This is a genomic window from Enterococcus sp. AZ126, assembly GCF_051714545.1.
GTDB lineage: Bacteria > Bacillota > Bacilli > Lactobacillales > Enterococcaceae > Enterococcus_L.
Genome location: NZ_JBIOSB010000001.1, coordinates 252177 through 267096, shown reverse-complemented (window position 1 = coordinate 267096; position 14920 = coordinate 252177). Strand labels below are relative to the sequence as shown.

11 protein-coding genes are annotated in these 14920 nt (G+C 34.8%); 6 read left to right on the top strand and 5 right to left on the bottom strand.

Annotated elements, in window-relative coordinates:
• The first annotated feature begins 14 nt into the window (after nucleotides 1-14).
• From IGI43_RS01260 to IGI43_RS01240, 5 genes are all read left to right on the top strand, one after another.
• Nucleotides 15-1238, top strand: a complete 1224-nt coding sequence (locus IGI43_RS01260) for an amidohydrolase family protein (RefSeq protein ID WP_438756002.1) — start codon at nucleotides 15-17, stop codon at nucleotides 1236-1238.
• 258 nt (nucleotides 1239-1496) lie between these two features.
• Entirely contained in the window at nucleotides 1497-2840 is a 1344-nt protein-coding gene (locus IGI43_RS01255) for an FAD-dependent oxidoreductase (protein WP_438756001.1), read from the top strand.
• A 239-nt stretch (nucleotides 2841-3079) separates the two neighbouring features.
• On the top strand, nucleotides 3080-3553 hold the full coding sequence (locus IGI43_RS01250; RefSeq protein ID WP_438756000.1) for a GNAT family N-acetyltransferase: 474 nt from the start codon (nucleotides 3080-3082) through the stop codon (nucleotides 3551-3553).
• A gap of 39 nt (nucleotides 3554-3592) precedes the next feature.
• Nucleotides 3593-4039 (top strand): deaminase, encoded by a 447-nt coding sequence (locus IGI43_RS01245; RefSeq protein ID WP_438755999.1) that lies wholly within the window; start codon nucleotides 3593-3595, stop codon nucleotides 4037-4039.
• 580 nt (nucleotides 4040-4619) lie between these two features.
• Nucleotides 4620-7142 carry a cation-translocating P-type ATPase gene (locus IGI43_RS01240; protein ID WP_438755998.1) on the top strand — a complete coding sequence of 841 codons (2523 nt, stop codon included), beginning with the start codon at nucleotides 4620-4622 and terminating at the stop codon, nucleotides 7140-7142.
• Between the two features lie 171 nt (nucleotides 7143-7313).
• Here IGI43_RS01240 and cls read toward each other — a convergent pair whose 3' ends face one another.
• Entirely contained in the window at nucleotides 7314-8774 is a 1461-nt protein-coding gene (gene cls, locus IGI43_RS01235; protein ID WP_438755997.1) for a cardiolipin synthase, read from the bottom strand.
• Between the two features lie 202 nt (nucleotides 8775-8976).
• On the opposite strand from cls, the gene IGI43_RS01230 reads away from it, so the two are divergent.
• A complete protein-coding gene (locus tag IGI43_RS01230) occupies nucleotides 8977-9510 on the top strand; it encodes a DUF2179 domain-containing protein (protein ID WP_438755996.1) in 534 nt (177 codons plus the stop codon).
• A gap of 75 nt (nucleotides 9511-9585) precedes the next feature.
• On the opposite strand, the gene IGI43_RS01225 is transcribed toward IGI43_RS01230, so the two are convergent.
• The 4 genes from IGI43_RS01225 to pflB form a co-directional block, all read right to left on the bottom strand.
• The gene (locus tag IGI43_RS01225; RefSeq protein ID WP_438755995.1) at nucleotides 9586-10533 is read right to left on the bottom strand and encodes a DUF1803 domain-containing protein; all 948 of its coding nucleotides are present in this window, start codon (nucleotides 10531-10533) and stop codon (nucleotides 9586-9588) included.
• Between the two features lie 102 nt (nucleotides 10534-10635).
• Entirely contained in the window at nucleotides 10636-11562 is a 927-nt protein-coding gene (locus IGI43_RS01220; protein ID WP_438755994.1) for a manganese-dependent inorganic pyrophosphatase, read from the bottom strand.
• Nucleotides 11563-11658: 96 nt separating this feature from the next.
• Nucleotides 11659-12423 carry a pyruvate formate-lyase-activating protein gene (gene pflA, locus IGI43_RS01215; protein ID WP_438758791.1) on the bottom strand — a complete coding sequence of 255 codons (765 nt, stop codon included), beginning with the start codon at nucleotides 12421-12423 and terminating at the stop codon, nucleotides 11659-11661.
• Nucleotides 12424-12486: 63 nt separating this feature from the next.
• Nucleotides 12487-14733 carry a formate C-acetyltransferase gene (pflB, locus tag IGI43_RS01210; RefSeq protein ID WP_438755993.1) on the bottom strand — a complete coding sequence of 749 codons (2247 nt, stop codon included), beginning with the start codon at nucleotides 14731-14733 and terminating at the stop codon, nucleotides 12487-12489.
• Nucleotides 14734-14920: the final 187 nt, after the last annotated feature.

Sequence of the window (14920 nt, the reverse complement as noted above, 5' to 3'; positions counted from 1 at the left end):
AAAGGGTGTATAAAATGGATATTTTAATTAAGCAAGCAAGAGTAAGTGATGGAGAAGCGTTGCAGGATGTAGGAATTAAAGATGGAAAAATTGTAGCTATTTCAGAAAATTTAACTGATAATGCGGTAACTGTAATTGAAGCAAATGGTCGTGTGTTAATCCCTGGTTTAGTCGAAAGTCATATTCATCTAGACAAGGCGTTGATCGCTGACAGAAAACCAAATAAATCAGGAACTTTACAAGAAGCAATCAGTGTTACTGCTGAATTGAAACCAACATTCACAGAAGAGGATATTTATAAACGAGCAAAAAGAGCGTTGGAAATGATTATTTCTCATGGCGTAACGGCCGTTAGGACCCATGCAGAATTTGATCCAGCACAAGGTTTTTCAGGGTTCAAAACAATCATGAAATTAAAAGAAGAATATAAAGATTTGATTGATATGCAAATTGTCGCATTTCCTCAAGAAGGGATTTTTAAAGCGCCCGGCACAGAAAAAATGATGTACGAAGCCATGGAAATGGGCGCTGATGTTGTTGGCGGTATTCCTTATAATGATGCTCCAGCAGATAAACATATCGACTTAGTTTTTGAAATCGCAAAAAAATATGACAAAGACATTGATTTACATCAAGATTTTAGCGATGAAGCGACAGATATTTCAATCGAATATTTATGTAAAAAAACGATTGCAGAAAACTATCATGGGAGAGTTTCTGTGGGACATTTAACAGCTCTTCATGCACTAGAACCAGATCGATTAGGTGAAATTTTAACATTAATGTCTGAAGCTCAAATTAGTGTAATGGCATTACCCGCAACTGATCTACATTTGGGAGCTAGAAACGACGATCATAATGTAAGAAGAGCTGTGACGCCAATTAGAAAACTTCGTGATGCAGGTGTGAATGTATGTCTAGCAACAAATAACATTCGTAATGCATTTACACCATATGGAAATGGTGACTTAATGCAAATCGCTATGTTAGCAATCCCTGTAGGTCATTTAGGTGGAGCGGATGATCTGCCAACTGTCTTACCCATGATCACAGATAATCCTGCTAAAGCGTTGAACATAGAAAATTATGGAATTCAGGTTGGCAATAAAGCTGATTTGATCTTGCTTGATACCAAAGTAAAAGCAGACGCAATAATTGATATTCCAGAGAGAAATTATGTTATTAAAAATGGAAAGATTACAGTTGAAGTAAAAAAAGAAGTAACTATTTTTAAATAAATCCACAAAAGCCAGTGAAGGACCAGTATAAAGTCTATAACTGGCTTTTTTTAAATGGATACTTTATTAGTTTAACATAAATATATTATGTAAACTAATAAATGATGAAATACATTATGTTGGAAATAAAGTAACTATAAAATGTTTTAATTCTCAATTAAAATAAGCAATTGAGAATTAAAAGTCGAAACGCTTGTTATTCCATTCATTTATATGATACTCTTTATTATATAATAAAGAATATTGGAGGTATAAGGAATGAAAGTTATTGTTTTAGGTTCATCGCATGGAGGCTACGAAGCAGTAGAGGAATTATTAAATTTACATCCAGATGCAGAAATTCAATGGTACGAAAAAGGTGATTTTATTTCTTTTCTATCTTGCGGTATGCAACTATATTTGGAAGGAAAAGTAAAAGACGTTAATTCCGTTCGCTATATGACTGGTGAAAAAATGGAAAGCAGAGGAGTCAATGTTTTTTCAAATACAGAGATTACTGAAATCAAACCTGAAGATCACCAAGTTGTAGTGAAAGATTTAGTATCAGGAGAAGAACGTGTTGAAGCATATGACAAACTAATTATCAGCCCGGGAGCAGTTCCCTTTGAGCTAAATGTACCTGGTAAAGAATTAGAAAATGTCTATTTGATGCGCGGTAGAAAATGGGCTATCAAATTAAAAGCAAAAACAGTTGATCCCAATGTAAATAATGTTGTTGTGATTGGCAGCGGATATATTGGAATTGAAGCAGCTGAATCTTTTGCTAAAGCGGGTAAAAAAGTAACTGTTATCGATATTTTAGATCGACCTTTAGGTGTCTATTTAGATAAAGAATTTACGGACGTTTTGACAGAAGAAATGGAAGCAAACAATATAAATGTCGTAACGAATGAAACCGTTCAAAGTTATAAAGGAGAAGGCCATGTTCAAAAAGTTGTCACAGACAAAGCTGAATATGATGCTGACCTTGTAGTTGTAGCAGTGGGTGTTCGTCCTAATACTGCTTGGTTGAAAGAGACATTAGCTCTTCATCCTAATGGTTTAATCAAAACAGATGAATACATGCAAACAAGTGCGCCTGATGTTTTTGCGGTAGGTGATGCAACATTAATCAAATACAATCCAGGTGAAACAGACGTTAATATTGCCTTAGCAACAAATGCTAGAAAACAAGGACGATTTGCTGTAAAAAACTTAAATGGACCTGTAAAACCATTTCCAGGAATCCAAGGTTCTTCAGGTTTAGCTGTTTTCGACTATAAATTTGCTTCTACAGGAATCAATGAAGAAATGGCTAAAAAACTCAATAAGAAAACAAAATCGGCCCTAGTAGTTGAAGACTATTTAATGGATTTCAATCCTGACAAGCAAAAAGCTTGGTTTAAATTAGTATATGATCCTGAAACAACTCAAATTTTGGGTGCACAATTAATGTCAAAAGCTGATTTAACAGCTAATATCAATGCGATTTCATTAGCAATCAAAGCTAAAATGACAATCGAAGATTTAGCGTATGCAGACTTCTTCTTCCAACCGTCATTTGACAAACCTTGGAATATTATTAATACTGCGGCTTTAGCAGCAATGAAAAACGAACAATAATCCTATGGAGGTTGGGACAGAAGTGTTTAGCTCCGAGAAATAAGAGGAAACTCACGAAAATTGCTCTTCAAATTTTTATGAATTTCAACTTATTTCTGAAGGAGTTGCTTCTGCTCCCACCGTTTATTCGGATTTATTAAGGCTAGGGTATAACTCTACGAGTTATACCCTAGCCTCTTTTTTTTATGCAGTAAAAATGATATGATTCGAGTAAATAATAAGAATTGGTGGGAAAATAGATGAAAATAGTATTAAAAGAAATGGATGTTTCTGATTATGAAAAATATCTCTCTTTTGCAATTGAAGATTATGCTAAAGATAAAGTCACGGCAGGAACTTGGAATGAAGAAGAAGCAATCTGCTTAGCAACGAAAAGTTTTAACGAGCTTCTTCCAGAAGGTAAAGATACTAAAAATGATTATCTTTATTCAATTGAAAATTCACTGGACACGAAAATCGGCTTTTTATGGGTTCATTTGAATAGAACACCTTATGCTTCAAAATTATTTATTTATGATTTTATCATATTTGAGGCATTTAGAAATCTAGGATACGGTAAACAAACTTTGACTTGTTTAGATGAAAAAGCGAAGGAAATGCATGTATCACAGATTGACTTGCATGTGTTTGCTCATAATAAAGGTGCGATTCATTTATATGAGCAAACTGGTTTTGTAGCAACAGATATTAGTATGTCAAAACAGATAAAATGAAACGTCTTTTAAAAATCTACACCTGAAATGAGGATCAAAATGAATCATCATCCCAGTAGAAAAATCATGACGGAACTAATTCAAAAACAATGGACCGAGCACTCTATTTATGCTGCCGTAGTGAATGAAAAAATGGATATTATCGCTATAGGTAAAACGACCGTTAAAGAAACAAATGATCCAACAGCTCATGCTGAGATCAATGCAATCAAAGTAGCTTGCACACTTTTAAAGAAAGATATTTTACCAGCAGGTTATTGGCTATATTCAACTTTTGAACCTTGTTCACTATGTTCATCAGCTGTTATCTGGAGCGGTCTCGATGGGGTAGTCTATGCAAATGATTCTAGATATAGAGGCTCATTACCTGACTGGTCTTTCATTAAATGTAAAGATATTTTGAAACAAGGCGCTTCTATTCATACAGTAGAATTGATTGAGAATTTCATGTTGGAAGAGATCAAAGACTACTTCATTAGACACTAGAGATAAAAAAACTATTCAAACTATATTTACCTAATGTGCACAAGTTGTTAAAGCTATTCCTGAACAAAGAAAATTACCGAAAAGACACAAAAATTCGATCTTTTTTAAGATTAAAAAAAAGACTCTTTTTGAAACGTACAAAAAAGCAGCAGTTAATGGTACAAAAAAAGAGCATGAAAAAAGTTTTAAAGAAATCCATTCGAGACTTTTCGTTGGCGATCACGTTTTTCAAAAGACTTTTCAAAACACGGGCTATTCATCAGATTTTTAAAAGAGTCTTTTCGAGGAAACGGTTGCTTGGGGTAGTTTGATTACTCCAGCTGAATTTGACGATGCCATGGGCGCTACAGACATTCTGAAATATAAAAAAACGGGTAAACTAAATTACTTTTAAACGATACTTATCTGTATTTTAGGGATACCCTTATTTAGTTTTTTAGGAGAATATGACACTATTTTCGAGCGGTCGCTAAACACTAAAAATTCGCTAATAATCTCTCTTTTTGCTCGTAATAACCGTTTTTACGCTGTATTATGAGTAAATCTTCTCTTTTATGAGAATGCAAAGGAGATTATTGCGATGGATTTTATTAATTGGCAAGGATTGACACAACAGGAAGTAGAGGAACGTCAAAATGAGTTTGGAGTAAATCAATTAGAGCAAAAAAAACAAGAACCATTTTACTCAAAAGTCTTTAAGATTATTTTGGAACCTATGTTTTTGCTACTTATCGTGGCTGCCCTTATTTATTTTTTTCTAGGTGATCCTATAGATGGTGCAGTGATGCTTACTTTTGTCGTTGTTATCATTGCTATCGAAGTCATTCAAGAATGGAAAACTGATCAAACACTAAATGCGTTAAAAGATCTTTCCGCACCAAAAATCAAAGTGATTAGAAACAATGAAACGATTGAGATTTTGAGTGAGGAAGTTGTCCCTGGGGATCTTATGTTAATAGAAGAAGGAAACAAAGTACCTGCAGATGGATTTGTGATCAAAGCAAATGATCTTAGAGTGAATGAATCTTCTTTAACTGGTGAAAATGAAGCTGTATGGAAAACGATTGCTGAATCTAAAAAGTCTCGAACAGAAGATTATTGGCGCAACGATTATGTCTATACAGGCACTTTAGTCACTACAGGGAGTGCTACTATTTTAGTGAATACTACTGGAACGAATACTGAATATGGTAAAATTGGAAAGCATCTTGTTACAGCGGAAAATGAACATTCTCCACTAGATAAGCAAATTGGTACTTTAGTCAAAGTATGTGCGATTATTGCCTTTTTTTTACTTTGTATAGTCGCTATGAGTACATTTTTCAGTAGTACAAACTTAGAATTGAGCAATCGCATTATACAAAGTATCCTATCAGGTATAACGATTGCTATGGCTATGATTCCAGAAGAATTCCCTGTTGTTTTGACTGTATTTTTATCTATGGGTGCATGGCGATTGGCGAAGAAACAATCTTTGGTTCGTAAACTTCCAGCAGTTGAAACGATGGGTGCGATATCTATTTTAGCCGTTGATAAGACTGGGACGATTACTGAAAATAAAATGACGGTAACAAACGTTTGGGCTTACGATTCTAATAAGGAAAATCGCTTAAATGAAGTAATGGGCCTAGCAAGTGAAATCGATCCATATGATCCTATGGAAATAGCTATTTTGGAATACAACGAACAACAAGGTTGGAATAAAGATACGCTATTCAACAGCCCACTTATTACAGAGTATCCATTTACGGATGAACTTAAGATGATGGGGCATGTTTGGCAACGAAATAATCAGATAGAAGTTACTGTAAAAGGTTCTCCAGAAAGTGTCTTGCGTATCTCAGATTTATCGACAGAAATGAAAAAAATTATTCAGACTAAAATCGATATTTTTGCAAATGAAGGATTGAGAGTCATTGCTGTGGGTGAAGAAATCGTTAATACAGCAAATGAAATTCCTGAAACTATTGAACAGTGTTCACTAAAATTTCTTGGGCTGGTTGGACTAGCTGATCCACCAAGAAGGGGGATTGAACAAGATATAGAAGACTGTATAGAAGCGGGGATCAACGTGGTTATGATTACTGGAGACAACGGCATTACAGCAACTTCTATTGCAAAAAAAGTTGGAATTCGTAATGCCGAAAACTTTTTAACGGGTTTTGAATTAGACCAAATGGACGATAAGATGCTAGCAAAAAAAGTAGCGTCTGTAAATGTTTTTTCAAGAGTGACACCAGAGCATAAAATGCGAATCATCAAGGCTTTCAAAGACAATGGGGAAGTCGTTGCTATGACAGGTGACGGTGTAAATGATGCACCAGCACTTAAGTATGCTGATATTGGTATCGCCATGGGCAAACGTGGTTCGGAAGTTTCTAGAGAAGCTGCAGATATCATTTTATTAGATGATAATTTTTCAACAATTGTGAATACAGTAAGAGATGGAAGAAGAATATATGATAATATTAAAAAAGCGATTGGGTATATTTTTGTCATTCACATTCCGATTGCACTGACAGCATTTTTAGGGCCTGTTTTAGGAATTCCTCAAGAAGCATTATTCTTATTACCTATACATGTCGTTTTGCTTGAACTCGTGATCGATCCAACTTGTTCAGTTGTTTTAGAGCGTCAGCCCAGTGAACCGGATATAATGAAACGTCCACCGAGAGATCCATTTGCAACTATATTATCAAGGAGACTATTAATTCGAATCATTCTACAAGGAGTTGCTATCTTTTTTGCGTCGTTTTCAGCGTATTATTTCACACTTCAGCAAAATCCAGCAAACGATGAACTTGCCAGAACAATGGGGATGACAGTCCTCATCATAGCAAATCTTTTTCTTGTTCAAGTAAATAGTTCAAATCAGCTATTAGGTATCCAAACATTTCTAAAATTACGACATGATAAAGTAACTTGGATAATTTTAGGTGGGACTAGTATAAGTTTACTTGCTTTAATTTATTCTCCAATAAATGCATTTTTAGATTTAGCACCATTGTCAGCGTATCAATTAGTGATTTGTCTCTTATTAGGTATGGTATCTGTATGTTGGTATGACATTGTAAAACTTTTTAAAGCCTACAAGAAATCGTAACAAGCAACGTTAGATAAAGAAGCTACATTGATAACAGCTTAGTACTTAATGTAGCTTCTTTATCTACTTTGTATAATGTATATTATGTAAACTAGAATAGAAAATAAAAAAATCGAACGTAGCAATCTCTCGCCTCGCTCGATTTTCATTTAAATTAGTCTATTTTTTTCGTTATAATATTGGTGATAATAATCGAGAAAAATTTTGCTTGAATCGTAACCAATGTGATTGATCCTGAATAATTTCGTCTGTTAATAAAATACTGTTATTCATATCGTTCTCAAATATTTGTGTTAGTTTCCATGCGATTCCCGTATCGTAGATAAACGTGCTTACTTCAAAATTTAACGCGTAACTTCTAATATCCTGATTGGTTGTTCCAACCATACAAATCTCATTATCAATGATCATTGTTTTAGCGTGGATGAAACCATTTTGATACATGTAAATTTTGACACCTCTGATATGCAGATAATTTGCATAGTATTGCGTTGCACGATAAATAAATGGATGATCCGGCATACATGGAATCATAATACGCACATCAATACCAGATCGTACAGCAATCAATAACGCATTGATCATGCTATCATCAGGAATTAAATAGGGTGTTTGAATCCAAACCGATTTTTCAGCGGATAGAATCATTTTGATAAAGCCACTTTTTAAGATTTCTTCTTCAGAATCAGGCCCGTCAGAAACAACCTGCAAAGCCAAATCTCCTAGCTCATTGTCTTCAGCTATTTGGAAATAATTTTCTAGATAATCCATTTTATAGGAATCATGTGCTACAGAAGCATTCCAATCCATAATGAAAATTTCTTGCAACGAGAAAACAGATGTTCCAACTAAACGGATATGTGTATCTCGCCAATAGCCGAATTTTTTACTTTCTCCTAAATATTGATCTCCAACGTTAAATCCACCTGTCCACCCTATTTTTCCGTCAATCACAACTATTTTGCGATGTAAATGATAATTCAAACGTGTCTTACTGATCATGTTTTTTGACGTAATAAAAGGAGCGACTTTTCCTCCTAGCGCCACAAAATGCGCAAAGAACTTTTTGTTTGCTCCTGGAGAGCCCCACGGATCATAAATCAAGTGAACGGCTACCCCTTCTTTAACTTTCTCTCCTAGTAAATCTAAAAACTTATTTCCAATACGATCATTGAAAAAAGAATAATACTCAACATGAACAGTTTCCTTGGCCTGACGAATATCTTCAAATAAAGCCTCAAACTTCTCTATTCCATCTGTATATATTTCCAAACTGTTTCGTTTACTTAAAGGCGAAGAATCCATATTTCTAAAATATTTATTCAATACTCGTGCATCAGTTAGCAAATTGATATCTAATTTCCCTTCTGATTTTAGATTGTCCTCGTCAACCTTTTTTTTAATTTCAGTAATTTTTACTTGATCATAAGCTGTGAGATTAAACACCTTTTGCCCATCAATACCTCTTCCACAAAAAAGATAAATAATAAAACCAATTCCCGGTAAAAATACTAAAGTCATGATCCAAGCTAGAACACTTGAAATGCCTCGTGGCTTTCTAAAAACTGTAATGACTGCTGCTGTTGTATTTAATAACACCAACCCAAAAAGTATGATGATAAAAATTCTCATCTGATTTCATTTCCCCTTAAAAATACGTAGTATATTGATTATAGCAAAAACTATTGATTCATCCAACGAATAACGTCGTAGAATAGTTATATTTGATTGATTATTCTTATAAGCAGATAATTTGTTTTTCACTATTTTAATTCTCATAATGTTGTACTATAATGTGCAGATGCATCTAATTAAAAAAAAGGAGTTATTAATAATGGATATTAAAATGCTTGCGACGATCTTTGTGGTCAATTTTTCTTATATCACATTGAATACGATTCGATTTATGCTGACAATGAAAGGCTATCGCTTGATTGCTCCTTTAGTTAGCATGGCCGAGATAACGATTTATGTACTAGGTCTTAGTATGGTGCTGAATCGATTAGATAACCCGATAAACTTAGTTGTTTATGCTCTTGGTTATGCAGTTGGGATCAGCGTAGGAATCAAAATTGAAGATTATTTAGCACTTGGCTATATTATGGTAACGGTCATTCTCCCCTCCTCTACAGAACAATTAAATTTACCAGAAATATTAAGAGAGCATGGATATGGTGTGACTCAAAGTTTTGGTGTTGGCCGCGAAGGTGAACGAATGATTTTAGAAATTCTTTCTCCACGCAAAAATGAACGGAGTCTGTACAAACTGATCAACGAAAAAGAACCTCGAGCCTTTATCATTTCATATGAACCTAAATTTATTTCAGGAGGCTTTTGGACGAAAAAAGTTCGGAAAAGAAATAAGTAAGATCAACACCGCTTCGTTATTTTCATTAATAATGAGGCGGTGTTAAATTTGAAGATTAAAGTTTACATAATATAATTATAGTAACTTGAAATAGCTGATAGAATGATATTTATTAGGTAAATAATTTTGGAATAGAAAACTGTATAATTGTTGTTTATAGAACATACGTTGATTCTCATTTTCGATCGTTTCCCATAGAGAAATCAAATCCTTTTTAAGTTCATCTAAGCGATTCTGAATTTCATCAGAATAATCATTACCTGCTATAGTTGGAGTCGCTAAGTATAATTGATTTTCTTCGTTCTTTTTCAAATCACCTGTAACTAGCAGCGCTTCTTGAAAAATAGTTTGCCTTCTCTCCCTGTAATTATTTCGTTTGACAGATCGCATCACTTTTTGAATTTGGGAAATAAAATAATGAATGTCTACATCCCCGATTAAATTCTGCAGCGAGTCAAATTTTGGAGGCAATTCCTGTCCTCTTGAAAGTAAATTGAAATAATTTGCTAGGTCTAGTGGAATTAAGTTGTCAGGATAAATTGAGACGAAACGCAACGAATCGTTGCCTGCTTCTTTTTTTAAGAAAAATGACAAGTTTTCTATAGAATTGCTAACACCAAAGAAATAGGTTCCTTGTTCTTTTTCAAAAAATAAGGACCAAAGCCACTCTCCAAATAAGAAATAATCATTGGCCATTGTTTGTTCTTCCATTATTTTTCGAAAGCTTTTTTCTATTGAATCCGGCAGTTTCAACAAGTTTTCATTGGTATAGATAGGAAAAATTAAAGTATATCGTCGATTTTCCCGCTTAAGAAGCTTGTGTTTGATTAATTTATCTAAGTATAACTCTAGGTTACTATCTGTTGGAATAGCTGCCTTTATTTGGCGTAGGATCACTTCTTGTCCGTTACGATTTGAAAGGTAAGCTACTATTTTATTGAACAAAGGATCTATGATGATTTTATTTAATTCTTCTTCATTTTCATTTGATGCAAAATAATAGGTTACTTCTCCCATTTCCATGCTAGAATCACTCTTTCCCTTTAATAAAAATAAAAACTACAGCTGGAGTAAGCTAACCGCCACCTGTAGTTTATTAAGTTGTTAAATCAACTGTAAAATTGATTAACTAAATACTTCAGTTAATTGAGGAACTACTTGTTTTTTTCGAGAAACTACGCCATTTAAGAAAGCTCGGTTATTATCTAGCTTCACATTAAAGGCTGATTCTACTTTATCCAAGGAATCTCCGATTACTAATAACTCAGAATCGCTATCTAGAATATTTGTGATGATCAACACAAATAAATCATAATTGTTTGTAGCGTTCGCGTCATTCATTGCTGTTTTAAGTTCAGCTTGACGGTCAAGAACCTCATTTAGATCGACTGTATTGACCTGAGCGATTCGAACATTTTTATCGCCCATTGGGAAACTTTTGGCATCTAAACCTAATAACGTTTCAGCAGATTTGTCACTTAAATTGGTACCCGCTTTTAACATGTCTAAACCATAACCATTCAAATCGATTTCTGCGATAGTTGCTAATTCATTTGCAGCATCGATATCTTCTTGTGTGGATGTTGGTGATTTGAATAACAACGTATCAGAAATGATTGCTGAGGCCATCATTCCAGCAATTTGCTTAGGAATAGTGATGTTATTCTCTTTAAACATCTTGAAGACTATCGTACTTGTACAACCAACTGGTTCAGCACGATAGTATAACGGATCAGCTGTCTCAAAGTTAGCGATACGATGGTGGTCAACGACTGCAAGAATCGTCAACTCCGCAATATCAGAAATACTTTGTTGGAATTCATTGTGATCGACTAACATGACTTGATTTGTTTCCCCTGCGGCACTCTCTACTACTCTAGGTGCATCTACATTAAAATAATCTAAAGCGTATTGTGTTTCTTCACTGGGTGTTCCTAAGGCAACTGGTTCTGTATCTTTCCCTAGTTCTTTTTGTAAGTATGCGAAGCTGATTGCCGCTCCAATTGCATCCGTATCAGGATTTTGGTGTCCAAAAACAAGAATTTTTGACATAAAAATAGTTCACTCCTTCTTTTTTCTTCATTATTAATAATAACAAAAAATAGAAAAGAAACAACAATAATTGCTGCTCTTTTCTATTTTTATAAACTATCTTGAGGCATAACCTTGATAATCATTGACATGAAGCAACTTTTTAGCATTCGTTACACGATCCTCTTCAGGTGGTTCAATCCCGTTTAGCGGATACTCTAATCCTAATTCATCCCATTTGTATTTTCCCATTGTATGATACGGTAATACTTCCACTTTATCGACATTTTTCAGCGTTTTAATAAATGTATCTAAGCGAATTAAGTATTCATCGTAGTCACTGCGTTCAGGTACTAAAACGTGACGAATCCAAACTGGTTTCCCAATTTTAGAAAGATATTGAGCCATTTCTAAAATATTCTCATTTCCTAGTGAAGTAAGTAATTTATGTTGTTCATTGTCAATGTGCTTGATATCAAACAACAATAAATCAGTATAGTTCATTAATTCTTGAAACTGGCTAAAAAATGGTTCTTCTCTTGTGAAAGGTTTGCCACAAGTATCAATGGTCGTATGTATTCCTTTTTCTTTGGCTTTTTTAAATAAGTCAGTTAAGAATTCTAATTGAAGTAATGGTTCACCACCACTTACCGTGATGCCACCCTTTTCACCCCAATAAGAGCGATATTTGATTGCCTCATCTAAAACTTCGTCTGTAGTCACTTCACGTCCACCAGAACCGATTTTCCAAGTATCTGGGTTATGACAAAACTGACAACGCATACGACAGCCTTGTGTGAAAACGATGAATCGAACACCGGGTCCGTCAACGGTCCCAAAATTTTCTGTAGAGTGAATTCTACCCATAACAGGAGTTGTCATTCCTTGTTCCTCATTTCTTAAAAAAAGGGCTGACACGAGGTCAACCCTTCAATTGTTTGTTTATTATAGTCTATCGTGAGAAGTTCTAGAGATAACGTCTGCTTGTTGTTCAGGCGTTAAGTCACGGAATTTCACAGCATATCCAGATACACGAATTGTTAAGTTAGGGTATTTTTCTGGATGCGCTTGTGCATCTAATAATAATTCATTTGTGAACACGTTAACGTTCAAGTGGTACCCGCCTTTGTCAAAGTAGCCATCCATTACGTTACGTAGGTTGTCGATTCTTGTATCATCATCTTTACCTAAACCGTTAGGATTGATTGTTTGTGTATTAGAGATCCCATCTAACGCACTTGTATATTCTAATCTAGCTGTTGAGTTAAGTGATGCTAAAAGACCATTTTTCTCACCTAAGAATTTGCCGTCTTGATAACTTGGGTTAGCACCTGGTGCTAATGGTTTACCAGCACGACGTCCATCTGGTGTATTCCCCGTTGCTTTACCGTAAACAACATTTGAAGTGATTGTTAATAATGAAGTTGTTGGTTTGGCATTACGGTACGTATGTTGACGTCTGATTTGAGTCATGAAGTACTCAAGAATCCAGTTTGCTGTTGCATCTGCTTCTTCATTGTCGTTACCATAAGTTGGGAATTCATTTTGAGGAACATAGTCAATTGCTAGACCATCTTCGTCACGGATCACTTGTACATTACCATGCTTGATTGCCATTACTGAGTCAGCAGCATGTGAAATCCCTGCAATACCAGTTGCAAACGTACGTTGTAAGTTGCTTTCCATGAAGGCTAATTGTGCAGCTTCGTAAGAATATTTATCATGCATGTAGTGGATAACGTTTAATGTATTTACATACAATTCAGCTAACCAGTCCATGATGTCTTTGTAACGATCGATAAATTCATTGTAGTCTAAAGTATCGCCTGTCATTGGACGGAATTTAGGTGCTACTTGCATTTTTGTTTTTTCGTCTACTCCGCCGTTGATTGCATAAAGAACAGCTTTTGCCAAGTTAGCACGAGCACCGAAGAATTGCATATCTTTACCCATAACTGTCGCAGAAACACAACATGCGATCGCACAGTCATCTGATCCCCAGTTAGCGCGTAATAAATCATCATTTTCAAATTGGATAGATGAACTTTGTTTTGCAATTTTAGAAGCAAATGTTCTAAATCCAACAGGTAAATGTGAAGAATATAACACAGTTAAGTTTGGCTCAGGAGATGGGCCCATATTTGTTAATGTGTGTAAGATACGGAAATCACTCTTAGTCACTAATGAACGTCCATCTAATCCCATACCAGCGATTGATAAAGTAGCCCAAATTGGGTAACCAGAGAATAATTGATTGTATTCTGGCGTACGAGCAAATTTAACCATACGTAATTTCATGATCAAATGATCGATCATTTCTTGTGCTTCAAATTCAGTGATAAGTCCAGCTTCTAAATCACGTTGGATATAGATATCTAAGAACGCAGAGATACGTCCAATAGACATTGCTGCACCGTTTTGAGATTTGATAGCACCTAAGTAACCAAAGTATAACCATTGAATTGCTTCTTTGGCATTTTCAGCTGGTTTAGAGATATCGAATCCGTAAGTTGAAGCCATTTCTTTTAAGTCAGCCATCGCTCTGATTTGTTCTGAAATTTCTTCTCTTAAACGAATAACATCATCTGTCATTACTTTGTTACCAGTGTTGCTTAAATCTTTTTTCTTTTCAGCAATTAAGAAGTCCATGCCATATAAAGCAATACGACGGTAATCACCGATAATACGACCACGACCATATGCATCTGGAAGACCTGTGATAATTTTATTTTTACGTGCTGATCTCATCTCTGGCGTGTATGCATCAAAAACACCTTGGTTATGTGTTTTTCTCCACTCTGTGAATATTTTAGACATTTCAGCGTCAACTTCGTATCCATTTGAAGTTAAAGAATTGTTGGCCATGTTGATACCACCAAATGGCATGAATGCTTGCTTTAATGGTACGTCTGTTTGTAAACCAACGATTGTTTCTTCTTCTTTGATCAAATAGCCTGGTTCGTGAGAAGTTACGGTTGCAGGAATGTTTGTATCCATATCGTAAACACCATTTTTTTCATGCTGTACTTCAAATAATTCCTGTAATTTTGTCCATAATTTGTCTGTGCTTGGCGCGATTGGCTCTAGGAAAGAATCGTCACCTGTGTATTCAGTGTAGTTTCTTTGAATAAAGTCACGTGTGTCTACTGATGTTTTCCATTTGTCGCCTTTAAAGCCTGTCCATTGCTCCATTGTGGGCCTCCTTAGTATGCTGAAATCTATTGTAACAGCTTTATGTGATTAGTATAACACATCATCAATTTTATGCAAGCCTTTACTTACTATATTCTGAGCTAATTCTTCATATTTTAAATAAAAATTTAAGCAAATGCCTTTATATAAGCGTTTTATATTTGTGATTCATGTAACTAAGTTATTT

Bases quoted from the DNA above. Each gene is read 5' to 3' on its own strand.
- IGI43_RS01260 (WP_438756002.1), top strand. From the start codon at position 15: ATGGATATTTTAATTAAGCAAGCAAGAGTAAGTGATGGAGAAGCGTTG.
- IGI43_RS01255 (WP_438756001.1), top strand. From the start codon at position 1,497: ATGAAAGTTATTGTTTTAGGTTCATCGCATGGAGGCTACGAAGCAGTA.
- IGI43_RS01250 (WP_438756000.1), top strand. From the start codon at position 3,080: ATGAAAATAGTATTAAAAGAAATGGATGTTTCTGATTATGAAAAATAT.
- IGI43_RS01245 (WP_438755999.1), top strand. From the start codon at position 3,593: ATGAATCATCATCCCAGTAGAAAAATCATGACGGAACTAATTCAAAAA.
- IGI43_RS01240 (WP_438755998.1), top strand. From the start codon at position 4,620: ATGGATTTTATTAATTGGCAAGGATTGACACAACAGGAAGTAGAGGAA.
- cls (WP_438755997.1), bottom strand. From the start codon at position 8,774: ATGAGAATTTTTATCATCATACTTTTTGGGTTGGTGTTATTAAATACA.
- IGI43_RS01230 (WP_438755996.1), top strand. From the start codon at position 8,977: ATGGATATTAAAATGCTTGCGACGATCTTTGTGGTCAATTTTTCTTAT.
- IGI43_RS01225 (WP_438755995.1), bottom strand. From the start codon at position 10,533: ATGGAAATGGGAGAAGTAACCTATTATTTTGCATCAAATGAAAATGAA.
- IGI43_RS01220 (WP_438755994.1), bottom strand. From the start codon at position 11,562: ATGTCAAAAATTCTTGTTTTTGGACACCAAAATCCTGATACGGATGCA.
- pflA (WP_438758791.1), bottom strand. From the start codon at position 12,423: ATGACAACTCCTGTTATGGGTAGAATTCACTCTACAGAAAATTTTGGG.
- pflB (WP_438755993.1), bottom strand. From the start codon at position 14,733: ATGGAGCAATGGACAGGCTTTAAAGGCGACAAATGGAAAACATCAGTA.